This is a genomic window from Kangiella koreensis DSM 16069, assembly GCF_000024085.1.
GTDB lineage: Bacteria > Pseudomonadota > Gammaproteobacteria > Enterobacterales > Kangiellaceae > Kangiella > Kangiella koreensis.
Genome location: NC_013166.1, coordinates 370,598 through 393,414, shown reverse-complemented (window position 1 = coordinate 393,414; position 22,817 = coordinate 370,598). Strand labels below are relative to the sequence as shown.

Genomic DNA, 22,817 nt, shown 5'->3' with positions numbered 1-22,817 from the left:
CTATGACAGTTACTCAAGATAAACACATTACTCTAATTGGCGCAGGCCTAGTTGGCTCACTGGCCAGCATCTATTTAGGATTGCGTGGCTATAAAGTCGACGTTTATGAAAAGCTTCCGGATATTCGTCTGGAAGATATTCCGGCCGGCCGCTCAATCAATTTAGCACTGGCTAATCGTGGTATTCGCCCATTGCAACAGGTTGGCATCATGGATCAAGTAGAAAAATTGCTGATCCCCATGAAAGGTCGAATGCTGCATGATGAAGCAGGCGAACTACAATTCCAGGCTTATGGCCAACGTCCTGAAGAAGTGATTTATTCAGTGTCACGCGCAGGCTTAGTCAGTTTATTACGCGATGAAGCCGAAGCCACTGGCAATGTCACTTTCCACTTCAAGCACCCATTGGTCGACGTCGATTTCGACAAACAAAATTTTACGGTTGAGGATGCCATGACTGGCAAACAACAAACCTTAAGCTATGATATTTTGCTGGCGACCGATGGCGCTGGCTCTCCTGTACGTCAATTTATGGAAGCTGCTAAAGTGGGGAGTTTCAGTTCCGAATTGCTGGAGCATAACTACAAAGAGTTAACCATTCCGGCTGATCAGGCTGGTCATTTCCAGATTGAAAAAGAAGCTCTGCATATCTGGCCACGAGGTGGTTATATGGTGATTGCGCTGCCGAACCTTGATGGTTCCTTTACCGTCACTCTATTTATGCCCACCGACAATGGCGAAGCGAGTTTTGCCAATCTGAATACGCCTGAAAAAGTCGAAACCTTTTTTCAGACCTATTTCAAAGATGCCTATAACTTAATGCCAAATCTGACGGATTTATTTTTCGATAACCCGACAGGTGTTTTGGGTACGGTGCGGAGCGAAAAATGGTTCCATGGTAACGCGATGATTTTTGGCGATGCGGCACATGCCATCGTGCCCTTCCATGGCCAGGGTATGAACTGCGGCTTCGAAGATTGTGCTGAGTTGAATACCTTGTTGAATCAGTTTGACGACAACTGGGAAAAAGTCTTCCCAGCCTTCAATGAGGCTCGTCGTGAAAACGCCAATGCAATTGCTGATATGGCGCTGGATAATTACATTGAAATGCGTGATTCGGTGCGTGACCCTAAGTTCCATCTTAAGAAGTCAATTGCCTTCGAATTAGAGAAACGCTTCCCAGAGCAGTTTATTCCACGCTACTCCATGGTTATGTTCCATCATATTCCTTATGCCCAGGCACAAAGTCGTGGGGTAATTCAGGCAAACATTTTGCAACAACTTGCTAAAGATATAGACAGCCTGGATCAGGTAGACTGGCAACTTGCTACTCAATTGGTTGAAGACCAGTTAACCGTAATACCGAAGGATTACCTACAATGAAATCAGTTTTAGTCTCCAGCCTTGCTCTGCTATTAAGCCTAACAATATCCGAGACAGTCAACGCTAACAATGTTCCACAATCTGCAGAACAAGCTCGAGTTGAGCGTGCCCAGCAGTGGATCAATTTTCTTGCCAGCGATGAACTTCAAGGTCGTAAAACAGGCACACCAGAAATGGACAAGGTTCATGCCTGGCTTGAACAACGGTTTACCGCCATTGGTCTGAAACCTTTACCAGCAGCAGACACTTATCGTCAGGAGTTTTCTTTTGAACGTAAAGGCAAATCTATCCAAGCCGTTAATTACATAGGTTACCTCGACTGCCAGTGTGACAACGATAAGTACATCATGATTGGCGCTCATTATGACCATGTTGGTCAGAATCCGGCGCTGGAAGGTGATATCACCTTTAATGGGGCCGATGATGACGCCAGTGGTGTGGTTGCCAGCTTGGTGATTGCCGAACTGTTGGCTCAAAAAGAAAGTTTGCCATTTAATATTATTATTGCTGCATGGGATGCCGAAGAAATGGGCCTGTTAGGATCGAAGCATTTCGCTGACAGCCCATTGGTTCCTTTATCAGACATTGAAACAGGGATTATGTTTGAACTAGTTGGAGTTCCTGTTGATGGCTATCCCAATAACGCCTGGATGACAGGTAATCAGTATTCAAATCTGTTTGATCTATTACAGGATGATTTTGAAAAGGCCGGTTGGTCATTGGATGCTGACCCATTTGCGCAGATGGGTTTATTCATGCGTTCAGACAATGCACCTTTTGCTTTGATGGATCTCACTCAGCAAAAAGCGGAGCAGGTTTTTAAACATGGGCAGCAAGCTGATGTTACTGGAATTCCAATGCACGCGATTTCCGTTTGGCGCGGTCAGGATCATTATCATCAGGTTCATGACGAAGCTGAGTTAATTGATGTTCCAAATTTAGTGGCTCTTTCAGAAGTGATTGCTGAGGCTATTGCTAACTTGCCAGTAGACACCAAGGTTGTTTGGAAAGAGAACCCACACTTTAAGTTTTCACGTCCTTAGATAGCCGTGTAGGTCAAGGGCTGCCCCAGAGCAGCCCCTACCATTATCATTTTCGTGGGCGTTATGACCTAAACCTCTTTAAAGCCAAAATTATCTTTCAGTTTGGCTAACAATGGACTGACTTCTTTAATCATCTCATTCTCACCATAGTGAATTGATTTATTCACACCCCATACTGGGCCGGGCCAGGCAGGGTCATCTTTGTAGCGTGCAATGTGATGGATGTGGAGTTGCGGCACCATGTTTCCTAGTGCCGCTACATTCATCTTATCGGCCTTAAAAACTTTGGCCATGGTTTGCAGTAGAAAATTAGATTCTTCCATGGCATTAATTTGTTCGGCCACTGATAATTGATACAACTCCTGAATATCATTTACCCGCGGAACTAAAATGGCCCATGGATATTGCTTGTCGTTCATCCACAACAACTTGCACAGATTAAAATTTCCCAACTCTACTGTATCTTTGGCCAAAGTTTCACTCAAAACAAAACTCATAAAACTCCCTATTAGAATGATTTAGTACTAATGCTGACGGCTTCTTGTTAGCTTTACTGTTGCGAAAAAGCGGGCTGACAGTCAGCAGTCGCTTTCGGTGCGGTACCTCGAAGATAAGGTACGCTCACAGAATTCTGGCACTCATCAGTTGCCAGTAAGCCGCTACGGTAATCCACCAGCTTCCACTCAATATTGTCATGGTAGCCCATATCTATCGGGCTTGTATTGATGCCAGAGAATATCTCCGAGAATACAGGTAAAGCAGCAGTCGAACCGGTAATATTTGCATCCTGATTATCATCTCGCCCGACCCAGACCACCGCCAGATGCTCACCGGACAAACCGACAAACCATGAATCCTTAAGGTCGTTGGTGGTTCCCGTTTTCCCCGCAAATGAAGTGAATGGATTCGCTCGATGTAAGTATTTCGCTGTGCCCTGCTCAACAGCAAGTTGCATCGCAGCTTTAACCAAATACACATTCATTTCACTAGCAACCCTTTCAGAGTCCACAGGATAGCGCTCCAGTAGTCCGCCATTTTTATCAGTTACCGCGATAATAGATGACGGCTTAATGCGTAACCCATTACTGGCAATTGACTGATAGAGCTGTAATAACTCTAGTGGCGTTAGTTCAAGCACTCCCAACGGCAAGGCATCGAGAGGACGTACTTCTTTCTCAACCCCGGCACGCTCAATAAAGTCCGCCAGGCGTTGCATTCCTACTTCCTGGCCCAGACGCGCCATCGCCACATTATAGGACTCGCTCAAGGCACGATAGAGCGGTACCATCCCATGGAAGTTGCGATCAAAGTTTTGCGGTTGCCAGGTGCTACCATCACGCTGTTTTAGTGATAGTGGGAAGTCACTAATATTTGAAGATAAGGTGTACTCCTGATTCTGCTCCAGGGCAGCAAGCATGACAAAAGGTTTGATAACTGAACCAATCTGACGTCTTGCATCGATCGCTCGGTTATAACCAGCAAAGCCAGCTTTGCGATCACCGATAACCGCCAAAATGTGGCCACTTTGGCTGTCGCTAATAATTGCCGCAGCCTGCAAAGTACCCTCTTCCTGTTGTCTTTGCTTCTCAATATCAGCGATCGACTTTTCAACCGTACGCTCACTATACATTTGAATCACCGGATCCAGAGTAGTGAAAACATTTAGGCCTTCAGAGTTTAACTCTTGATCAGAGTAGGCATCTTGTAGTTGGTGGCGAACCAGATCCATAAAGGCTGGTACATTAGACAGATGGATGCTGGGCTTTCTGACCAGCGACAATGTAGTCTGCTTTTCTTGCTTGAGCTCTTGTTCGCTTAGTACATTAGCTTGGTGCATCAGCTCTAACACCAGGTTCCGGCGTTTCATGGCATTCTCTGGATGACGCCTTGGGTCATAAACCGACGGGCCTTTTAGAATAGCGACTAACAATGATGATTGAGCTGGAGTTAGATTCTCAACTTCCTTATCAAAGAAAAACTTACTGGCAAGACCTACGCCATGAATAGCTCGCGGGCCATCCTGACCAAAATAGACTTCATTTAAATAGGCTTCGAGAATTTCTTCTTTTTCATAATGAACCTCAAGCAACACTGACATCACCGCTTCACGAAATTTACGCCATAAACTTCGCTCGTTGGTTAGAAAGTAGTTTTTGACCAACTGCTGGGTAAGAGTACTACCGCCTTGAGTGCCACCATCTGAAGTGATGTTGTGCCACAATGCACGCGCAATCGCCTTCGGCGAAACACCACTGTGCTCATAGAAGTCACGATCCTCGGTAATAATTAATGCCTTGATGAGATGCTCTGGAACCTGCTCTAGTTTAACCAAAATGCGGTCTTCCAATCGATTCGGATAAATTTGGCCAATCAACAATGGATCCAGCCGTGCCATTTGCAATGGCTCCCCCAAAACATGGTCCTTCAATTGACTGACTCGCCCATTACGCAAGCTAAAAGCAATTTGGCGACTAGCTTGTGACTCATCCCAAAACACGAAGGGGCGAACATGAATATAGTAATAATCGCCATATTGCTCATAATCACCGGCTCGGGTGGTTTTTATTGTTTTGCGATAGCCCAGGAGCTCTAACTCCTGCTCAAGTCGGGTTGGTGTCAATGCCTTACCATTCATAAGCTCCAGCGGTTGCGCATAGACTTTAGCCGGTAACTGCCAACGGTTATCGTCAAACTCACGCTTAATCACCATGTCGCAATAAATAACAAAGGCAATAAATAAAGCGGTAAAGATCAAACCACCTCTCCAGAAGACCTTTTTCCAAGGGGTTCTACGCCAGAAGGACTGATTAGCCTTGTTTGATTGCTTCTTTTTAGAAGGTTTTGCGCTTTTCTTAACAGGTTTTTTAGCCATTTCACTTTATCGTTTTCAATCTCATGACTATGATAGTAGCAAATTCAAGGGTACAAATGTTATGCCATCTCTAACAAAATCTGACAAAATATGACTCGCCTATTTTTCGCCATTGATCTGCCCCAGGCTCACAAGAACCAACTTGAGCTATTACAAAGGCAGTGCCCCTTTGCTGGACGCCCCGTCAGCCCTCATAACTTTCATATCACATTGCTATTCTTGGGCGAACTTCCGGATAACCAGCTGGGTGATATTCTTGACGCCATCGAAGTTCCCGTGATTAAGCCCTTTGAAATTAAATTAAAACAGTTTGCTTATTACCCAAAGGCCGAGGTGGGCTGTCTTGAAGTCGCTCCAAATGAACAATTGATAGAGCTGCATCAGCACATTCGCAAAAATCTGAAACAAGCCGGTATTCATATCAAGCTACCCAATAAACCTTTCCGGCCTCATATTACGCTATATCGCGATGCTACCGTGCAGTCGGATATCAGTCATAGCGTTGATTTTCAGCTTAAAGTTGATCATTTCTGCTTAATGGAATCGCAGTTTAATCAGAAAGGTGTTTACTATGAAGTCATTGAAGAATGGCCAACCTATGAGCCGACCATAAAAGAACAATTCTTTGGGATTAAAGATTAAGTATGGGGCATACTTAAATTAGGCGAGTTAAGAAATTAATTTCTCAAACTCTTTAACCAGACCATCAACCACCACGATCTGATTGCGACCATTTTTCTTAGCGCTGTACATAGCCTTATCGGTATCTGCAATGAGATCCATTAAGTCAAAGCCGGAAAGCTCAGTACTGGTAACACCAAAACTGGATGACACATCAAAACGATATCCGGTTTCTGAGGTATCGATTTGCGATACTGCTCTACGACATATCTCAGCCAACTGTTTAGCTTTTTCAAGGTTGCATGCTGGTAGAAATATCGCAAACTCCTCACCACCCAAACGACCGGCTAAATCATTCTGCCGACAGCTAGCTTTAACCACTTCCGCCGTTTTCTGTAGCACCCAATCACCGACTAAGTGGCCGTACTTATCATTGACCGATTTAAAATAATCCATATCGAACAATATGAAACCCACATCCTGCTTTTCTTGCTCACTGCGATGTAAAATTGCTTTTGCAGTTTCGTAGAAGTGATGACGAGAACTTAGACCGGTTAACTGGTCGGTTTGCGACTGTTTTCGGAGGCGAATTTGATGGCGCTTGATTCGATATGTCCAGAAGGTCAGAGTGGTCAATAAAACTATTACTAGTGCTAAAATTAGACGGTTGTTAGTAGCATCTTTCTTTGCCAGTTCCTGCTCAAGCTTGAGTAGCTCATTTTGCTGATTTAGTTGCTCTATCTTTTGTTGCTTACTCTCTGTTTCATGTTCGACTAATTGGTATGCCAATTGCTTTGAAGATTGATCGTTATTATAGCGATTCACTTTCACCAGGTATTCTTCTAATAGCTCAAGCGCTTTCTCCAAATCACCTCGCTCTTTGAACAGTTGAGCGTTTAAATAATAAGCTTCTAATAACCAGGTTGTAATTGTTTCTCTGTTATTTTTTTCACCTAATATAATTGCCTTGCTTGCATATTCAGTAGCACTTTCTTTCTCCTCAACTCCATTTAAGGTCAATGCATATAACGTATAATAACCCAGTGTTAAATAACTGTAACCTAAGTCTTCAACTGTTTTAATTTCTTTATCAATACTCTGTTTTGCAGAAGAATATTTTTCCTTTTGTATTTTATCAGCAATCAAATAAAACTTAGCAGAAAGAGCAAACACAGGCTCTTTTTCTTTACACCTGGCATAGGCACTCTCAATATATTCTTCTTTTTTTGTCGAAATCTTTGCTAGTTCATACCAGGTCTGAGCTTGGACAGCCGCAAGTAGACAGCCTTCCTTAACATTCATGACTTGTTCGCTATTTTCAGGAAGATAGCTCAAGACTTGCTCAGCTAATTCAAACTGTCCCACTTCGTTGTAGACAATTGCAGCAACCTGATAAATGTAGTGGCGAACTGAGTCATCAACGGTATTAGCCTCACTTAGGCCTTCACGCACTAACTCAAGTGACTTGACGTAGTCTTTATTGAGAACAAGCAAGTTTGCTAAAGCTAACTTTGTTCGTAAAATGAGAGGTTTGTTTGCTTTACTGCTTACGACTTTTTGGTAATGTTTGATTGACTTTTCTGAGTTCCCTTTCAAGGCTTCCGCATATCCTAGCAAATAATCTCTTAATGCTTTATTTTCTTTGTCGGCTAGCTCTAACTCTGAAATATAACTGACTTGCTGTAAGAACTGTTGGGGATCTGTTGTTCTAAGATGATTGGCTATTTTAAGCTCTTCAATATAAGTAATCTCGGTGGCTTGCAACAAGCCACCGAGAAAACCAATTAATATTATAGAAAGCTTATAAATCGATCGGGAGAAACTATGCGATCTTGATTTCTTCTTCCCTGGAATCATCTTCTGCGGCATCCTCATCATCTTCTGCAGGAGCCAAGATTACTGAAACATTGGTATTAGCCCCTAATAAACTTTCTAATTTAGCGATATTTTTTTCTTTTATCGCTTTCGCAAGCTCTTCCTCAAAACCTAGCGCTTTTAATTCAGAAACTGACAATGACTGCTCTGAAGTAAGGTTAGCAATAGTTTCAAGAAGTTGTAAATTGTGGCTCATAGTAATCTCCTTTAAGTGTTGATAAGACCATTAGTTACAATTTTTTATTCCTTAACGGTGGTATTACAAGCGTTGTTTCCAAGCTGGTCTCAACATTTGCTAATTCTTGTAGTTTTATTTTTTCTATTCTTGATTCTTTTAATAATACCGTTGACGACTCATAAAGAATCACTTCATGATCTTCAGGGTATATGCCAAATAATTTATCCCGGAGCGCCCCCAACTTTGTTTCTGTTGTCGAAAATTGAGTTAACTCTTGATCCCCAGCGATTCCTATTTGCCAAAGCACCAAATATGCACTCGGCTCAATATTTTTGTTATGTACCATAAACTGGGTCGTTTCGTAATGCTGACAGCCGAACCTCCCTGGGTCAATAGCTAAATCAGCATATAAGCAGTCTTCTGCAGAGATTCCAGCTTCCATATGGGCTTGATAGCCTTCTTTTTTTGCTATTTCTATCACTTTGTGCGGAGCCAAAGCAAAAACACCTGGATGCCCATAGAATGCTGCGCATACATTCTTTCCGGATCTCACTTCCTTCATTATGGCAGCGATCATTTCTTTATAGGTATCCAGTCTTGACTTGCCTTCCCCATAATACTGACCCAAATCATGAATATTCGAGTTTAGTTCCTTTATCCAGCTTCCCATCAAGCTACTTGCGACGGCTATGAATACGATATCAGCCTGCTCGATTTGCTGTTTTGATATGGGGGTCATGTGCACCATGAGCTTTATTCCAGTACCAACACAGACCAGCCGACCTTTCTTGTTCAAAACTTATCCCCAATTCTTTTTTTTGTACACCCAGTAACCATAGTCTTCATCATTCTTATAATTCTCAAATCCAAGACTTTTGACCATGCTGATACTGACATAATTTTTATGCTTTATACGACCATATAATTCGTCTATTTTCAGCTTGCCTAGAAGCTTTCTGGTCAGGCTCTTAATAGCTTCTTTGGCAATTCCTTTATCGACAGCCTGTTTTGCTAAAATAACCCCAAGCTCCCAGTTACCATTAAAAATGCTTCGCTGGCTAATCCCTATGAGACCCATTTTTTTATCTTCTGCTTCGGTTGTGATAATCCACAGCATGTTTTTTGATGGATTCTGATTTGAACTTGTTAGTTCCTTTTTAAATCGTTTTACAGCCTCGCTTTGATTGAGCGGATCACCAATATGATGCATGGTCTCAGAATCAGTGAATAGTGATATATAAAAAGACTGATCAGATTCAGTGATTAACCTCATACAGAACTGATTGCTTTCAAATGATGTAATACTGTTCTCGCCAATAACCATAAGCTACTTGAGTAGTTCTTATTTCCCCCAAACATTCCTGATAATACCCATCAACAGATTGAATAACCACCACTTTATTAGGTTTAATTTAGCCACTATCGTAGAAAAAACCGTATGCCTTACTTAAGTAATAATTGCTACAGCATAACTATTTACATTTTTATGTTAGTGCCATAAAGTTTGCAACCTATCTTATTTAATAGATTAATCACCCACTTGATGGAACTACAATTCGAAAGTGAGCATTTTGCCTAAAAGCCAACGTCTCCTGAGGATGAGGGTTTATTCACACAAATATACACTAACGCAGAGCTTATGAGGTATGTCGCGGCTCCACTTTCTTTTGAGGAGGCCACAAAACTATACCAAGCAAGTCTTTTAGGATGGTCATTTCAGTCAGTAAAGCTACTTAACTTTGTAATCCATGATAGAAAAAAGGGCAAAGAATTAGTCTTTGCGGTGTAAAAACTTCGGATACTTATACTAAGCAAGGACATATCGGGGTTATGTTACTAAGAAAGTACCAGTCTATGGGTTTCGGAACAGAAATACTTATTGCTTTAAGTAGTTTTTGTTTTAGCACTTTAGGCTACCACAAGCTCCTAGGTCCACCAGTACCCGCAAATACTAAGTCTATAAATATGCTGTTGAATGCAGAATATCAGAAGGAAGCAGTCTTAAGAGATAATTGGATTCTAGATGGAAAGTATATAGATACACCTCTATATACATTGGTAGAAACAGACTACAGGAAACAATTTACCTCTGAGTAATATTGACAGCTCAGAGGTAAATTCTATTAGGCATCAGGTGTAAGCAGTAAAAGCTTATGATCTTGACCATTTGTTGGCTCTAATAGTAATAGCTTAGAGCAGTTTTGAATTTCTTGTTGACCAGTAACACCATAAAGCTCAAGTACTGCTTCTGGATTATCTTTATATACCCTTTTTAGCTCAGAGTTAGTCGCTAAATCAGTTAACATTTTTACAATTTTAGTATCCATATTACCCTCTTTGTTTTATTACCAATCACTAATAGTATATTGAAGTGGCAAGTTGTCAACTAACTCACTGTAGTATTTTTGTAACTCTCCACCGTTAGCCCGAAGTGTTTTAAACCCTCTTCATCCAGCTCTAACTTATGCAGAGGCGGTATAACCATTGTGCTACTCATATTTAATTCTTTATCTGGCAAACTACTTAATGGGAACCGCTCAATTCTTGCTTCGTGAGTCGGTAAAAATGGCGCCTCGTATATAATCACTTCATGTGACAATGGATACCACCTACTCAAATAAGACACTGTTTTTTCAAGATTGCTTCTTGAGGTACTAAAGGATTGCAATGTCCACTCCCCCGCAAGACCTATCTGCCACAAAATTACATATGAATATAAGTCTAAGGTATGTTTATAGAAGAGAAATTGAGTGGTCTCATAACCCTGACAACCGCTCGCCCCAGGATCTATCCCTAAATCAGCAAATAGACAGTCTTCTGCTGATATACCAGGCTCCATAAAGGCATCATAACCAAGTGCTCGTAACTGTCTGATAGCTTCATGAGGGGCCCAAGCAAACACTCCGGGATGCCCATAAAAAGCACCAACAACTTTTTTACCTGACTTTACTTCCCTGACGATGGTCGAAACCATATCCTTATAAGTTTCTTTTCTTGACCTCTCTTCTGAATATAAGTTCTGTAAACTTACAAAATTAGAGTTCAACTCACTTATCCAGCTCTCTGCAACTGGATCTGGCAAAACACCAAATACAGTGTCTGCTTCTTCAATATAACTTTTCCCGATAAGCGTAATTTGCCCCGCCAATTGAATACCTGTTCCCACGCAAACTAAAGAGCCTTTCTTGATTTCCTCACTCATTATCTTCTCCCATAAATAAAACAAAATTCGGACAATAGAACTCTATAGTTCTTATTACTTAAATTTGCGACTCTCCCCTTTTTTGAAATTATCCCTTTCTAAATACCAAATTTGATTATCTCCCCCTTTTATCTTACCAGAGAATTCAAAACCTAACTTTTGCACAGATTTTTGACAAGGTATATTCACCGTTGGAATTGTTCCTACGACTCTTTGGAGGGAATACTGCTCAAAAACTTTTGCTAATAAAGCCGACATAACTCTGGTCCCATTGCCTTTTCCTAAACAGGTCAAAGATAAGATTGCTCCTATATCCCATAAGCTATCTACTTTGGTCAAACCTACAAGTCCAAGCGGCTCAACACTATCCCCAACAAGCCAGACATATCTATTTCTTTCATATTTAACCTGCTCACTAATTTTATTTTCAAATAGTAACTCCGCCTCTATTTTTGAAAAAGGCTGACATATGTACCTCATAACCTCAGGGCAAGTATAAAGGCTTACAAAAAATGATTTATCTTTTTTATCAAGGAACCGAAACTTAAAACCACTGCTCTCAAACTTGTCTAATGACTCAAACATACAGATATTTACTTTGATTTTTTAAATAAAGCCTAGCACAAAAAAGGGAGCCATGGGCTCCCTTCAAACAAACACTGTTATTATCACTTCAACAACTTGGCGGCTATGGTTCTAAAGCCATGTCCTGTTCCACCCGCTGCGAAGTAAGCGGTTGGACTGTCGTTGTAGGCTCCGGCGAGATCGACGTGAATCCAGCCTTTGCCGTCATTCGGTACGAAGCGTGACAGGAAGCCGGCTGCATTGCTTGCGCCACCGGGACCGCCACCTTTTACGGCACGGCTGTTGGCTGTGTCGGCAAAGTTGGATGGGCATTTGGCGGCATGGAATGGTTCCAGCGGTAATGGCCAGTGGCGTTCATTTTCGCTTTGAGCAACATTAAGATAGTCGTTACGCTCATCGTCATCTAGTGCAAAAACAGCATTATAGTCTTCGCCGACTGCGGTTACTGCCGCTCCGGTAAGCGTTGCTGCATCAATAATCAATGGCGCTCCCGTTTGACCTGCTAGCAACAAGCCATCAGCCAGGACCAGACGACCTTCGGCATCGGTGTTATGAATCTCAACTGATATACCATTCGGGTAGGTAATGATGTCGCCCAGCTTGTAAGCATGGCCACTAATCAGGTTTTCTGCACAGCATAAATACAGATGAACCGGCTTATCCAAGCCCCGTAAGATGGCTAATGCCAAGCCGGCTGTAACAGTGGCAGCACCACCCATATCAGCTTTCATGTGCACCATCCCAGCGCTTTGCTTGATACTGTAGCCGCCGCTGTCGAAGGTAATTCCTTTGCCCACCAGTGCTGCGACTGGTGCGGAGCTATCATTTTTAGGATCAAATTCAAGTTTGAGAATTGCGGGAGGACGGGTACTGCCACGGCCCACTTCCCATGTACCGACGTGACCCTGCTTTTCAAGATCTTGGCCAGAGACAATCTGGTAACGGACATTGTCCGGTGCCAAACTTTGGATAAAGTCTGCGGCTTCCTGTGCTAACACTTGCGGCGCTAATACTTCAGGAGTTTCATTAACGATGGAGCGCATCCAGCGACTGGTTTGAATACGCGCTTCCAATTCTTTATTGTCATCATCAGACAAGTCAGCAAAATCGATCTGCACATCAATTTTCGGCTCATAAGAACCCTGGAAAAATGCCCATTGCTGTTCTAATTCCCAGTCACCTTGCAAGGCGAAAAATGATAAGCCCTGGCTAACCAACTTTCTGGCCGCCATTTGCACCAAATCAGCGCCTTCTGCGTGAATAGTAACCGCGTCTTCTTTATAGCTTAATAATGCACCTTCGCCCCAATGCGCAGGCGCGCTATCCTTCGATAACAAAACTTTTAATGTCATACCAATCCTTATCAAATTGCGAGTCTATATTGTGTTTACCTATGTCAGTAAACAACTTTAGAACAAATGCCCCAGTTTCGATTGTTTCGTCGACAAGTAAACTTCATTGTGTGGATTATGACCATACTTAAGTGATACACGCTCGACCACATCAATTCCCGCATCGATCATCGAACTGACTTTACGCGGGTTATTGGTCATCAAGCGAATTTTTTGAATCCCCAACTGATCTAACGCATCTGAAGCGACTTTAAAGTCACGCTCATCCGCACCGAAGCCTAAATGCTCATTGGCCTGCACCGTGTCCATTCCCTGATCTTGCAGTGAATAGGCACGAATTTTATTGGTTAGGCCAATCCCGCGACCTTCTTGACGCAAGTAGAGTAAAACGCCCGCGCCCTCTTCTGCTATCTTTTGCATCGCAGCTTTCAGCTGAAAGCCACAATCGCAGCGTAAGCTAAATAAGGCATCACCAGTTAAACACTCTGAGTGAATGCGTGCTAGCACTGGCTGTTTACTGTTCCAGTCACCAAACGTTAAAGCCACATGCTCTTTCCCATCATCAGCCTCAAGCGCGTGAATCATGAAATCGCCCCAAGGCGTGGGTAAGCGTGCGCTTAGACTATCTTTATGCGTCATTAAACCGTATTCCGGGGTATTTAATTGAATGAATGCATCATTTTACACCATGTTCAAAGCAGAAACAGCATGATAATATTCGATGGCTACTATAATCCGAGGACATATAATGAAACTCACTCAATCTCTGGCTTTATTTTTCTTTGTTATTTTAGGCTCAAGCGCTTCATTAGCGAATGACCAAGGTCAATCTAATGATGCTCATACACAAGCTATTATCGACATTCTGGATGCGATTGATACGCCTAATATCACTCGTCGAGCAATGATGAACTCCTTCGCACAAGATACATCTGGCGATATCTCCGATGAATTTGCTAACTGCGTTAATCAGAACCTTACTGATGATATGCTGTATGAGATGTTCATTCCTGTCTACCGGACAAATCTTGATCAAAACACTACAGCTAATCTTGCTGAGTTCTTTCAAACAGAGACAGGCAAAAAATTCGGTATTATTGTCCGCATCCAGACTGGCGAAGACTTGCCAATGCCCAATATGACGGCTGAAGATATGCGAGTATATACCCAATATGAAAACGATATTCTCAGCCTGGGTAACGATCAACTGGTAGCTGATGCTGAAGCTGCAGGTATGCAGATGGGTATGCAACTGGGATTAGATTGCGCAGATTCACTTTAAAACGTGTCTGATAAAGGAAAGCCGGCTAGTCCGGCTTTTTTATTACTTTATCAATCCTTAAAAACCACTGGCTTGAGAAACTTTTCCAGCTCCTTCCAGAATTCATCCCAGTCGCTGGGCGTATCTGCATGCGCTGTTTCATACACTTTATGAGTCGCGTCATCCTTGACAGTTAAGAGTTTATTCAAGGCATCAATTGGGACGGTTTTATCAGCTTTACCATGAATCAAATAAACCATTCCCTTGTATTCCGATAGCGCTTTTACATTGTCAAAGGGATGCTGCACCAGAAATGCTGGAAGCAAGCGTTTATAAGCCAAATCAACAATGCTGGCGTAGGTGGACATTAAAACAATCGCCATCGGCTTGTGTTTCGGTACCAAGGTTAATACTGCGCCGCCGCCCATCGATCGGCCCAGCAACACGATACGTTCCTTATCCAGCTGCTCCTGACTCTCTACCCATTCATAGCCCAGATTCATGCTTTCAGAAATACTGTCAAAGCTGGGTTTACCATCACAGCGGCCATAGCCAGGATACTCCACCAACACAACTGCATAGCCATGTTCCCGCATGTAATCCACTCGTGGCGCCCAATCATCAATAATATTGCCATTACCATGAGCAATCATTAGTACCGGAAATGGTTGTTTAAATTTCTGTGTTGGTGGCAAATAAGCCACTTCAAACTCTCCTTGAGAGAATGTTATGCGATAGATTTCACCACCCGCATCCTCGATTAGAGTAGGATCAGAAGGTGGTAATTCGTGTACTGGAAACAGCATCCGATGCTGGATGAAATAGAAGGAGACGAGATACAAAAGATAAGCCAAAAGCGGGGTGGCAATGAGCCAAAGTAAGGTTGTCATAGAACTCCAATAAGCTTTTTATTGCGTCTGTTTTTTATACTGTTAGAATCAATTGCATTCTAACATTGTTTAGAAACTTTTGACCCCGATTTTAATATAACACTTCGAGTAGTATTGATATGTCACACATTTGCTTAGTTACCGATATCCAAGATGGCCAGGCCAAGGCTTATCCTTATAAGGATCGCGATCTGATCGTAGTACGACGAGGCTTGAATGTGTATGGCTATGTCAATCGCTGCCCCCATGCAGGCACTGATTTAAACTGGCAAGATGATCAGTTTATGACCGACGACGAACAATATTTAATGTGCTTTACCCATGGTGCTTTGTTTGAGCCTGAAACTGGAAAATGCGTTGCCGGTCCCTGCGCAGGTGCGCATCTGAGCGAAGTTTCTCTCGAAGTTGAAAACGGCAAAGTATATCTCGCAGGCTAGTCATATTGTGAGTTAAGCGACATCCTCAAGACTCAAAAAGCAAAAAAATCCAATCCCCTGTTGCAATTCAAACTAATATTCTTAATACTGTTTTTTGTGAGACGGTTCACAATTATGAAGCCGTAGGGAGAGCATTATCCGTGTACTTTGTAACCTTGGCATTCTCATCAACCTGGCTACCCTTAATACTAATTTTAATGTTAGCCACTGGCTTAATCATTGCCATTTATGCTTGGCGCAGAGCCAGCGATGACGCGGTTGTTACTAAGAACCAACTCAATGCTCAATACAGAACTTTAAACTCTGTAGTTAAATTTAAATCGCTTGAAGACAAACTTGACGACGTTTGCTCACTAATTGAAAGTCAGATTGATGACGCTCTGTGCTCAGTTATGTTGGCCGATGATAAATATGAGTCGTTAATTCCTATTGCATCACCACAACTACCTCAAAGCTTCCTACTTTCACTAAAAAACTTGCCCATTGCCGATGGCGTGGGAGGATGCGGCACTGCTGCGGCTACCGGCAAAGCCGTTATCGTACCCGATATGCTGGAGGATCCTCGTTTTGATCAGTTTCATGACCTGATTCATGGTTATGATCTTCGTGCCTGTTGGTCTCACCCCATCTTCATTAGTGAAAGCAAGAAAGCGGTAGGGACTTTTGCCGTCTACTTTAGAAAAGTCCGTGAGCCGAAAGAGGATGAGTTGGATCTCATACTAAGAAGTCGCGATCTTGCAGCTCTGATCATTGAACAGCATCAACAAAAAATAAAGCGTGAACGTTTTGAGCAACAAAATCGGTCACTATTTACGCACAATCCTGAAGCCGTTTTCACTTTTGATTTAGAGGGACACTTTACCAGTGTTAACAAAGCAACTTGTGAATTGATGAAATGTAGTGAAAACGAGCTGTTGAACCAACACTATAGCGTAGCAGTTACGGAACAGGATCTGGCCAGAACTGATGAGCACTTTTATGCCGCAAGAAGGGGGATACCGCAACGTTACGAAATTCTCACCCCGGATATGCAAGGCAACATCCACTATCTTCATGTTACCAATATGCCGATTATCGTCGACGGCCAGGTGACTGGGGTACATGGCATTGCGCTGGATTTAACTCGTGAGAAGCAACATGAAGAGCGTGCGAAGATACTAGAGCGAAGCGTCGAGTCCAGTACACATGGTCTGTTAATTAGCGACGCGCGTGCAGATGACTTTCCTACCATATATGTAAATCCTGCCTTTGAAAGAATTACCGGTTATAGTAAAGAAGACATTATCGGCAAGAACTGTCGAATACTACAAGGCCCCGACACGGATCAAAAAGTACGCCAAGCTATCCATAATGCTCTTGAACAACAAACTGAAATTTCAACCATCATTAAGAACTATAAGAAAGATGGCACGCCTTTCTGGAATGAGCTGCTAATTTCACCAGTCAAAGATGATAATGATAATGTTACCCATTTTATCGGCTTGCAAAATGATATTACAGAGCGAATTCAACGCCAGGAAACATTAGAATTTCATGCATCACACGACCCATTGACTCATCTTAAAAATCGCTCAGCTCTAGAGCGCTACTTAACCAGCTGGGCTAAAAATAAAGACCAAATCTCAAATACGTATATCTTATTCATTGACCTGGATGGCTTTAAACCTATTAATGACAGCCTTGGGCATGAATTTGGTGACCAGATTCTGGTTGAAACCGCTCAGCGCCTTAATTCAGAAATTGTGGAGCCTAATATGCTGGCTCGCTTTGGCGGTGATGAATTTGTCGCGGTCATTCAAGACCTGACTGACTCCCATCAAGTAGAAGCCTTGGCGCGAAAACTACTGGAGCGCGTTGCCGAATCCTACAAGGTCGATGATATTGAAGTATCGCTTTCTGCAGCGATTGGCATTACTTCAAGCCAGGAATCCTTCAAGCACCCAATGGAACTCATTCAACGTGCAGACATTGCGATGTATGAAGCTAAAAAGCGCGGTGGCAGTTATATTTATTGGCATACCGCCGAACTGAATACCAATATCGATCAACAAGTCGCTGTTCGAGCTCAATTGCAAGATGCAATACTGCAAAATCAGTTTGAACTCTTTTATCAACCCATTATGAGCCACGACAACAATATCGGGGGCGTGGAAGCACTTATTCGCTGGAAGCACCCGATCAAAGGCTATGTTTCGCCAGCAGAGTTTATCCCCGTTGCCGAAAGAACTGGGCAAATCATCCCCATCAGTGAATGGGTATTAAACCGGGCTTGCACTGATATCCAGGAGCTCAAGCGTTTTGGCATAAACTCAGTATCAGTAAACTTTTCACCGATTCAATTCTATCGTGAGGATTTTGTTGAAAAGATTGCCGAGACCCTTAAACATCACAATATTCAACCTGGCGAAATTACCGTAGAAATAACAGAGAATGTTTTAGTACACGATACCGACCATATCACCGAGCTTCTTAACGAACTCCGCCAATTAGGATTGGATGTAGCGATTGACGATTTCGGTAGCGGCTTTGCCAGTTTGCGTTATCTCAATATGCTACCGGTAAATAAACTTAAAATTGATCGTAGCTTTACCGGCAACATTCATCAGAACAAACATAACGCAGCTATCACGCGCGGCATTTTAGGCATGACCACAGAGATGGAGATTGAAGTGGTCGCCGAAGGTGTCGAAACCGATGAAGAATATCAATATCTGCGCGAACACAAATGTGACTTTATGCAGGGCTATTTATTCTGCCGCCCTATTCCAATTAAAGAGCTGATAGAATGGGTGAAAAATCGCTAACAATTTTATTCTATGAAATTTTCACCTTCACTCGAAAAAGCCACTCTTAAAAAACGCTATAAACGATTCCTGGCCGATGTTCATAATAAAGAGCATGGTGATTTCACAGCCCATTGCCCAAATACCGGTTCGATGAAGAACTGCTGGCAGGAAGGTGATACCGTCTGGCTGCTCGATTCTGAAAATCCAAAACGAAAATATCGCTATACCTGGGTACTGGATGAGACTCCCGCCGGTGACTTTATTTGTATAAACACTCACCTTGCCAATCAGATTGTGATGGAAGCTATTGCTGATAACAAAGTCCAACAACTCAAGGGCTATGATTCTGTAAGACAAGAAGTGAAGTATGGCGATGAGAACAGTCGTATTGACCTTTTACTACAGGCCGATGGTAAAGCTGACTGTTATGTAGAAATCAAAACGGTCACGCTTCTTGAGCATGGAGAAGAGTTTAAAGCTGGTGCTGGTTTTTTCCCCGATGCGGTAAGTACCCGCGGGCAGAAGCACCTGCGTGAGTTGATGGCGATGGTCGGGCAAGGCAATCGTGCGGTGCTTTTCTTTCTGGTCCAGCACACGGGCATAAAAACTGTCAGCCCCGCTGCGCATATTGACCCGCAATATGCTAAGTTACTAGATCAGGCAGCCAAGGCTGGGGTTGAAATCATTGCTTATAACACCCATATAAGCCCGGCTGAAATATATTTAGGGAAAGAACTACCGGTTATTATTCCCTAATATTCAACACCTTAAGTAAAAAAAGCCTATTTTTTGCACTTTTTTAACGTATTTTGCACAGATTAGGCTTTTCAATTGCTAGTCATAGGGATAATATCCCTGTTTCACTTTTTCAAAGCCAGCCTTATAAGGGCTTGCTTTTTTTGCCAAGTGCGCGCCGTGAGGCGTCTGGTTTTAATACGAAATGGAGCGTTGCTTAGATGCCACGTAAACAATCAGTAACAAATAGCACTCTCGAAAAATTAGGCCTTAAGCCTTATAAAGAGAAGAAAGGCGAAGAGTACATGAATGATGCTCAATATGAGCATTTTCGTAATATTCTTGCCGCATGGAAAAAACAGTTGATGGAAGAAGTTGATCGTACTGTTCACCATATGCAGGACGAAGCTGCAAACTTCCCAGATCCGGTTGATCGTGCTGCCCAAGAAGAAGAATTCTCTCTTGAATTACGTACTCGCGACCGCGAGCGTAAATTATTGAAGAAGATTATTCAGTCGCTGAACAAGATTGATGATGATGAATACGGTTACTGCGAATCATGCGGTATCGAAATTGGTATTCGTCGCCTTGAAGCGCGTCCTACTGCTGAGCTTTGTATCGACTGTAAGACGCTAGCAGAAATCAAAGAAAAACAATACGGTAGTTAATTTATATGGGCAGATATTCTAGTCTGCCCTTTTCTACTGTGTTATTGACTGCCACATTAGTTGTTTTAAATAGATTGTCTTAAAAGGCTATGGCAGGACGTTTCGCACCCTCACCTTCTGGCCCCCTTCACTTTGGTTCGCTGATAGCTGCTGTCGGCAGTTACCTGATCGCAAAATCTCGTCATACTCAATGGCAGGTACGCATTGAAGATATCGATCCCCCGCGCGAAGTTGAAGGCGCTAGCGATTTGATTTTACGCCAACTGGAAGCCTTTGGTTTGTACTGGGACGGTCAAGTCACTTATCAAAGCCAGCACCTGGATCGCTACTCTGAGATTATTGAGCAATTAAAATCACAAGGCCTGGTCTATGCCTGTAATTGCACCCGCAAGAAAATCAAATCAATCAGCAAAACCGGATACTATCCCAACATCTGTGCCACAAAACAATTGAGCTTTAATGGTGAAGTAGCTATTCGCCTTCGTCATGGACAGGGCGACTATAGTTTTGTTGATCAGATTCAAGGTAGCTGCCAGTTTGATAACTCTCTCTACGCTGAAGACTTCGCCGTTCGACGCAAAGATGGCTTAGTCGCCTATCAACTGGCGGTGGTAGTTGATGATATTGAGCAGGGAATCGATCATGTAGTGCGCGGGTGTGACCTGCTGGACTCAACTCCACGCCAACTACGTTTGTATGAAGTGCTCAAGGCCAAAGTACCTGACTGGTATCATTTACCACTAGCAATCAACCCTGACGGCAATAAATTATCCAAGCAAAACCATGCACCGGCAATTGATAGCCAGCAAGCCTCCAGGTATTTATGCTGTGCACTGGAGTTTTTGGGGCAGCCTATTCCAAGTGAATTGCAGCATGAGGATTCAGATGTCATCCTCGATTATGCATTGTCCCACTTTCAATTGCCCCAAATCCCTGCCAGGCAACAAATTCTTTATTTAGATTAATTAGATAGGCGCTTGTGCTATGATCGCCCCATACTGTCAAATTAACACTTTATGAGTTCAATAATTAAGTCTGTAAAAAGTTGGTTTGCTTCTCCGGCTACTGAAACGCCCGGTGCAGGCACTAGCACCCAAATCATCACGCGCGATCAACATTCGATCTCACGCAAAGATATCAGCGACAATGCCTTAAAGGTTCTATATCGCTTGAGCAATGCTGGCTATGAGTCATTCCTGGTCGGCGGTGGCGTGCGCGATATATTGCTTGGGTTGCATCCCAAAGACTTTGATATTGCGACCAACGCGACTCCTGAGCAGATTAAAGAGTTATTTCGCAACTGCCGTATTATTGGCCGCCGCTTTAGGCTGGCTCATATTTTGTTTGGTCGCGATGTGATCGAAGTGGCCACTTTCCGCGCTCATTGCGATGATAATATTCAGCAAGCCAAAGAAGGCATGATCTTGCGCGATAACGTCTATGGCGATATTGAAGAAGATGCCATTCGTCGCGATTTCACCATCAATGCGCTTTACTACAATATTAAAGATTTTTCAGTTCACGATTTTTGCGATGGCTTGGCGGATTTACGCAAGCGCCAGCTGCGCATGATTGGCGATCCAGAAACACGGTATCGCGAAGACCCGGTTCGCATGTTGCGGGCGGTGCGCCTGGCCTGCAAACTGAATCTGACCATTGAACCCAATACACTTAAACCGGTTGCTGAACTTTCCCATTTTTTAGAACAGGTTCCCGCTGCTCGCCTATGGGAAGAATATCGTAAGCTATTTTTGGCTGGCGCCGCAAAATTGACGTTCCAGAAGCTACGTGAATATGGCTTGTTCCACGCTCTATTTCCGGCTACCGACCGCGCCCTAAAGCACGATGATGAGACACAAACACAAGCGATTGAACAGTTAGTACTTGATGCACTGGAAAATACAGATACTCGAATTGCTTCTGAACAAACTGTCAATCCTGCTTTCTTGATGGCAGTGATGCTTTGGCAACCGTTGTTAGAGAGCACCGAAGCTCTGCAACAAAAAGGCAATAACTTTAATGATGCCTTTTTCAAAAGCATGGCGCGCGTGCTCAATGCACAAAATCAGCATATTTCTATCCCTCGTCGCTATGCACTGGTGATTCGTGATATCTGGAGTATGCAACTACGCTTGCCTGCTTATCATGGCAAAAAAGCCTGGAGTATTTTTGAACATCCGCGTTTTCGCGCCGCTTACGACTTCTTACTGTTACGTTCGCAGTCCGATCCACGCCAGAAAGAACTGGCCGATTGGTGGACCAAGTTTCAGGAAGCCGATGCCAGCGACCGCCGCCAGATGTTACAGAAAACCGGTAGCGGCAAAAAACGCAAACGACGCAAGCCCCGTAATCAGAAGCGTCAGCCAGCTAACAAAAATAAACATTAAGTCACTACACCGATGGCAAGACTCTCTATTACAAAGCACTCTATTGCATACATTGGTCTTGGTAGTAATTTGAACCAACCCATTCAGCAAATTGAGCAAGCTCTGTTGGCGCTCGATTCTTTGCCGGAAAGTTATCTTCTCGGTTATTCCAGTCTTTATCAAAGCGCTCCAATGGGCCCACAAGATCAACCGCCTTTCATCAATGCCGTAGCCAAGCTAGCCACCAGTTTTACTCCATTAGAGTTGCTCGACCAGCTACAAGCGATTGAAAACCAACAGGGACGAGTTAGAGAAGAACGCTGGGGTGCCCGCACATTAGATTTGGATCTCTTGCTCTACGATCATACAATCATGCAATCAGACCGTTTAACCCTGCCCCATTACGGTATTAAAGACAGGGATTTTGTATTAAAACCATTGGCTGAACTGAGTCCTGAAATGACGCTTCCCGATGGTAGTATCGTCAGTGAATTGCTAGACCATTGCCCACAGTATGACTTAGTGGCCTTGAAATATGACCAGAATCATCATTGGCACCTCTAA

24 protein-coding genes are annotated in these 22,817 nt (G+C 43.1%); 12 read left to right on the top strand and 12 right to left on the bottom strand.

What is annotated here, in order from left to right; all coding sequences use genetic code 11:
• Positions 1 to 2 precede the first annotated feature (2 nt).
• Both KKOR_RS01855 and KKOR_RS01850 read left to right on the top strand, forming a co-directional pair.
• A complete protein-coding gene (locus tag KKOR_RS01855) occupies positions 3 to 1,382 on the top strand; it encodes an FAD-dependent oxidoreductase (protein ID WP_012800311.1) in 1,380 nt (459 codons plus the stop codon).
• On the top strand, positions 1,379 to 2,425 hold the full coding sequence (locus KKOR_RS01850; protein ID WP_012800310.1) for a M28 family peptidase: 1,047 nt from the start codon (positions 1,379 to 1,381) through the stop codon (positions 2,423 to 2,425). The genes KKOR_RS01855 and KKOR_RS01850 overlap by 4 nt, the downstream gene beginning before the upstream one ends.
• Before the next feature lie 68 nt (positions 2,426 to 2,493).
• Here the strand turns inward: KKOR_RS01850 and KKOR_RS01845 are convergent, their stop codons facing one another.
• Both KKOR_RS01845 and mrcB read right to left on the bottom strand, forming a co-directional pair.
• Entirely contained in the window at positions 2,494 to 2,922 is a 429-nt protein-coding gene (locus KKOR_RS01845; protein WP_012800309.1) for an HIT domain-containing protein, read from the bottom strand.
• Between the two features lie 53 nt (positions 2,923 to 2,975).
• On the bottom strand, positions 2,976 to 5,297 hold the full coding sequence (gene mrcB / locus KKOR_RS01840; protein WP_012800308.1) for a penicillin-binding protein 1B: 2,322 nt from the start codon (positions 5,295 to 5,297) through the stop codon (positions 2,976 to 2,978).
• A gap of 90 nt (positions 5,298 to 5,387) precedes the next feature.
• On the opposite strand from mrcB, the gene thpR reads away from it, so the two are divergent.
• On the top strand, positions 5,388 to 5,939 hold the full coding sequence (gene thpR / locus KKOR_RS01835) for an RNA 2',3'-cyclic phosphodiesterase (RefSeq protein WP_012800307.1): 552 nt from the start codon (positions 5,388 to 5,390) through the stop codon (positions 5,937 to 5,939).
• Positions 5,940 to 5,966: 27 nt separating this feature from the next.
• Here the strand turns inward: thpR and KKOR_RS01830 are convergent, their stop codons facing one another.
• Genes KKOR_RS01830 through KKOR_RS01815 form a run of 4 tightly spaced genes read right to left on the bottom strand, consistent with a single transcriptional unit; the run spans position 5,967 to position 9,295 of the window.
• Entirely contained in the window at positions 5,967 to 7,775 is a 1,809-nt protein-coding gene (locus KKOR_RS01830) for a GGDEF domain-containing protein (RefSeq protein WP_012800306.1), read from the bottom strand.
• A complete protein-coding gene (locus tag KKOR_RS01825; protein WP_012800305.1) occupies positions 7,741 to 7,989 on the bottom strand; it encodes a hypothetical protein in 249 nt (82 codons plus the stop codon). The genes KKOR_RS01830 and KKOR_RS01825 overlap by 35 nt, the downstream gene beginning before the upstream one ends.
• A gap of 34 nt (positions 7,990 to 8,023) precedes the next feature.
• Complete coding sequence (locus tag KKOR_RS01820) at positions 8,024 to 8,767, bottom strand: SAM-dependent methyltransferase (protein ID WP_012800304.1); 744 nt, start codon at positions 8,765 to 8,767, stop codon at positions 8,024 to 8,026.
• 3 nt (positions 8,768 to 8,770) lie between these two features.
• Positions 8,771 to 9,295, bottom strand: a complete 525-nt coding sequence (locus KKOR_RS01815) for a GNAT family N-acetyltransferase (protein ID WP_012800303.1) — start codon at positions 9,293 to 9,295, stop codon at positions 8,771 to 8,773.
• A gap of 446 nt (positions 9,296 to 9,741) precedes the next feature.
• Between KKOR_RS01815 and KKOR_RS13760 the strand changes: the two genes are divergently transcribed.
• Entirely contained in the window at positions 9,742 to 10,068 is a 327-nt protein-coding gene (locus tag KKOR_RS13760; RefSeq protein ID WP_083777352.1) for a GNAT family N-acetyltransferase, read from the top strand.
• Positions 10,069 to 10,094: 26 nt separating this feature from the next.
• On the opposite strand, the gene KKOR_RS01805 is transcribed toward KKOR_RS13760, so the two are convergent.
• The 5 genes from KKOR_RS01805 to ribA all read right to left on the bottom strand — a co-directional run bounded on the left by KKOR_RS01805 (position 10,095) and on the right by ribA (position 13,749).
• On the bottom strand, positions 10,095 to 10,298 hold the full coding sequence (locus KKOR_RS01805; RefSeq protein ID WP_012800302.1) for a hypothetical protein: 204 nt from the start codon (positions 10,296 to 10,298) through the stop codon (positions 10,095 to 10,097).
• Between the two features lie 59 nt (positions 10,299 to 10,357).
• Entirely contained in the window at positions 10,358 to 11,173 is an 816-nt protein-coding gene (locus KKOR_RS01800) for an SAM-dependent methyltransferase (RefSeq protein ID WP_012800301.1), read from the bottom strand.
• 54 nt (positions 11,174 to 11,227) lie between these two features.
• A complete protein-coding gene (locus KKOR_RS01795) occupies positions 11,228 to 11,758 on the bottom strand; it encodes a GNAT family N-acetyltransferase (protein ID WP_012800300.1) in 531 nt (176 codons plus the stop codon).
• An 83-nt stretch (positions 11,759 to 11,841) separates the two neighbouring features.
• Positions 11,842 to 13,110, bottom strand: a complete 1,269-nt coding sequence (gene pepB, locus KKOR_RS01790; protein WP_012800299.1) for an aminopeptidase PepB — start codon at positions 13,108 to 13,110, stop codon at positions 11,842 to 11,844.
• 57 nt (positions 13,111 to 13,167) lie between these two features.
• The gene (ribA, locus tag KKOR_RS01785) at positions 13,168 to 13,749 is read right to left on the bottom strand and encodes a GTP cyclohydrolase II (RefSeq protein ID WP_012800298.1); all 582 of its coding nucleotides are present in this window, start codon (positions 13,747 to 13,749) and stop codon (positions 13,168 to 13,170) included.
• A 109-nt stretch (positions 13,750 to 13,858) separates the two neighbouring features.
• Between ribA and KKOR_RS01780 the strand changes: the two genes are divergently transcribed.
• Positions 13,859 to 14,392 (top strand): DUF2059 domain-containing protein, encoded by a 534-nt coding sequence (locus tag KKOR_RS01780; RefSeq protein ID WP_012800297.1) that lies wholly within the window; start codon positions 13,859 to 13,861, stop codon positions 14,390 to 14,392.
• A 50-nt stretch (positions 14,393 to 14,442) separates the two neighbouring features.
• Here KKOR_RS01780 and KKOR_RS01775 read toward each other — a convergent pair whose 3' ends face one another.
• Positions 14,443 to 15,261 carry an alpha/beta hydrolase gene (locus KKOR_RS01775; protein ID WP_012800296.1) on the bottom strand — a complete coding sequence of 273 codons (819 nt, stop codon included), beginning with the start codon at positions 15,259 to 15,261 and terminating at the stop codon, positions 14,443 to 14,445.
• 119 nt (positions 15,262 to 15,380) lie between these two features.
• Here KKOR_RS01775 and KKOR_RS01770 point away from each other — a divergent pair, with 119 nt between their 5' ends.
• The 7 genes from KKOR_RS01770 to folK all read left to right on the top strand — a co-directional run bounded on the left by KKOR_RS01770 (position 15,381) and on the right by folK (position 22,817).
• Complete coding sequence (locus KKOR_RS01770; protein ID WP_012800295.1) at positions 15,381 to 15,698, top strand: Rieske (2Fe-2S) protein; 318 nt, start codon at positions 15,381 to 15,383, stop codon at positions 15,696 to 15,698.
• A 140-nt stretch (positions 15,699 to 15,838) separates the two neighbouring features.
• Positions 15,839 to 18,502 carry a sensor domain-containing phosphodiesterase gene (locus tag KKOR_RS01765; RefSeq protein WP_012800294.1) on the top strand — a complete coding sequence of 888 codons (2,664 nt, stop codon included), beginning with the start codon at positions 15,839 to 15,841 and terminating at the stop codon, positions 18,500 to 18,502.
• A gap of 12 nt (positions 18,503 to 18,514) precedes the next feature.
• Complete coding sequence (gene sfsA, locus KKOR_RS01760) at positions 18,515 to 19,240, top strand: DNA/RNA nuclease SfsA (RefSeq protein WP_012800293.1); 726 nt, start codon at positions 18,515 to 18,517, stop codon at positions 19,238 to 19,240.
• 200 nt (positions 19,241 to 19,440) lie between these two features.
• A complete protein-coding gene (gene dksA / locus KKOR_RS01755; protein WP_012800292.1) occupies positions 19,441 to 19,887 on the top strand; it encodes an RNA polymerase-binding protein DksA in 447 nt (148 codons plus the stop codon).
• Positions 19,888 to 19,976: 89 nt separating this feature from the next.
• Positions 19,977 to 20,852 carry a tRNA glutamyl-Q(34) synthetase GluQRS gene (gene gluQRS, locus KKOR_RS01750; protein ID WP_012800291.1) on the top strand — a complete coding sequence of 292 codons (876 nt, stop codon included), beginning with the start codon at positions 19,977 to 19,979 and terminating at the stop codon, positions 20,850 to 20,852.
• A 51-nt stretch (positions 20,853 to 20,903) separates the two neighbouring features.
• Positions 20,904 to 22,274 carry a polynucleotide adenylyltransferase PcnB gene (gene pcnB, locus KKOR_RS01745; RefSeq protein ID WP_012800290.1) on the top strand — a complete coding sequence of 457 codons (1,371 nt, stop codon included), beginning with the start codon at positions 20,904 to 20,906 and terminating at the stop codon, positions 22,272 to 22,274.
• 12 nt (positions 22,275 to 22,286) lie between these two features.
• On the top strand, positions 22,287 to 22,817 hold the full coding sequence (gene folK / locus KKOR_RS01740; RefSeq protein WP_012800289.1) for a 2-amino-4-hydroxy-6-hydroxymethyldihydropteridine diphosphokinase: 531 nt from the start codon (positions 22,287 to 22,289) through the stop codon (positions 22,815 to 22,817).

Bases quoted from the DNA above. Each gene is read 5' to 3' on its own strand.
- KKOR_RS01855 (WP_012800311.1), top strand. From the start codon at position 3: ATGACAGTTACTCAAGATAAACACATTACTCTAATTGGCGCAGGCCTA.
- KKOR_RS01850 (WP_012800310.1), top strand. From the start codon at position 1,379: ATGAAATCAGTTTTAGTCTCCAGCCTTGCTCTGCTATTAAGCCTAACA.
- KKOR_RS01845 (WP_012800309.1), bottom strand. From the start codon at position 2,922: ATGAGTTTTGTTTTGAGTGAAACTTTGGCCAAAGATACAGTAGAGTTG.
- mrcB (WP_012800308.1), bottom strand. From the start codon at position 5,297: ATGGCTAAAAAACCTGTTAAGAAAAGCGCAAAACCTTCTAAAAAGAAG.
- thpR (WP_012800307.1), top strand. From the start codon at position 5,388: ATGACTCGCCTATTTTTCGCCATTGATCTGCCCCAGGCTCACAAGAAC.
- KKOR_RS01830 (WP_012800306.1), bottom strand. From the start codon at position 7,775: ATGATTCCAGGGAAGAAGAAATCAAGATCGCATAGTTTCTCCCGATCG.
- KKOR_RS01825 (WP_012800305.1), bottom strand. From the start codon at position 7,989: ATGAGCCACAATTTACAACTTCTTGAAACTATTGCTAACCTTACTTCA.
- KKOR_RS01815 (WP_012800303.1), bottom strand. From the start codon at position 9,295: ATGGTTATTGGCGAGAACAGTATTACATCATTTGAAAGCAATCAGTTC.
- KKOR_RS01805 (WP_012800302.1), bottom strand. From the start codon at position 10,298: ATGGATACTAAAATTGTAAAAATGTTAACTGATTTAGCGACTAACTCT.
- KKOR_RS01800 (WP_012800301.1), bottom strand. From the start codon at position 11,173: ATGAGTGAGGAAATCAAGAAAGGCTCTTTAGTTTGCGTGGGAACAGGT.
- KKOR_RS01795 (WP_012800300.1), bottom strand. From the start codon at position 11,758: ATGTTTGAGTCATTAGACAAGTTTGAGAGCAGTGGTTTTAAGTTTCGG.
- pepB (WP_012800299.1), bottom strand. From the start codon at position 13,110: ATGACATTAAAAGTTTTGTTATCGAAGGATAGCGCGCCTGCGCATTGG.
- ribA (WP_012800298.1), bottom strand. From the start codon at position 13,749: ATGACGCATAAAGATAGTCTAAGCGCACGCTTACCCACGCCTTGGGGC.
- KKOR_RS01780 (WP_012800297.1), top strand. From the start codon at position 13,859: ATGAAACTCACTCAATCTCTGGCTTTATTTTTCTTTGTTATTTTAGGC.
- KKOR_RS01775 (WP_012800296.1), bottom strand. From the start codon at position 15,261: ATGACAACCTTACTTTGGCTCATTGCCACCCCGCTTTTGGCTTATCTT.
- KKOR_RS01770 (WP_012800295.1), top strand. From the start codon at position 15,381: ATGTCACACATTTGCTTAGTTACCGATATCCAAGATGGCCAGGCCAAG.
- sfsA (WP_012800293.1), top strand. From the start codon at position 18,515: ATGAAATTTTCACCTTCACTCGAAAAAGCCACTCTTAAAAAACGCTAT.
- dksA (WP_012800292.1), top strand. From the start codon at position 19,441: ATGCCACGTAAACAATCAGTAACAAATAGCACTCTCGAAAAATTAGGC.
- gluQRS (WP_012800291.1), top strand. From the start codon at position 19,977: ATGGCAGGACGTTTCGCACCCTCACCTTCTGGCCCCCTTCACTTTGGT.
- pcnB (WP_012800290.1), top strand. From the start codon at position 20,904: ATGAGTTCAATAATTAAGTCTGTAAAAAGTTGGTTTGCTTCTCCGGCT.
- folK (WP_012800289.1), top strand. From the start codon at position 22,287: ATGGCAAGACTCTCTATTACAAAGCACTCTATTGCATACATTGGTCTT.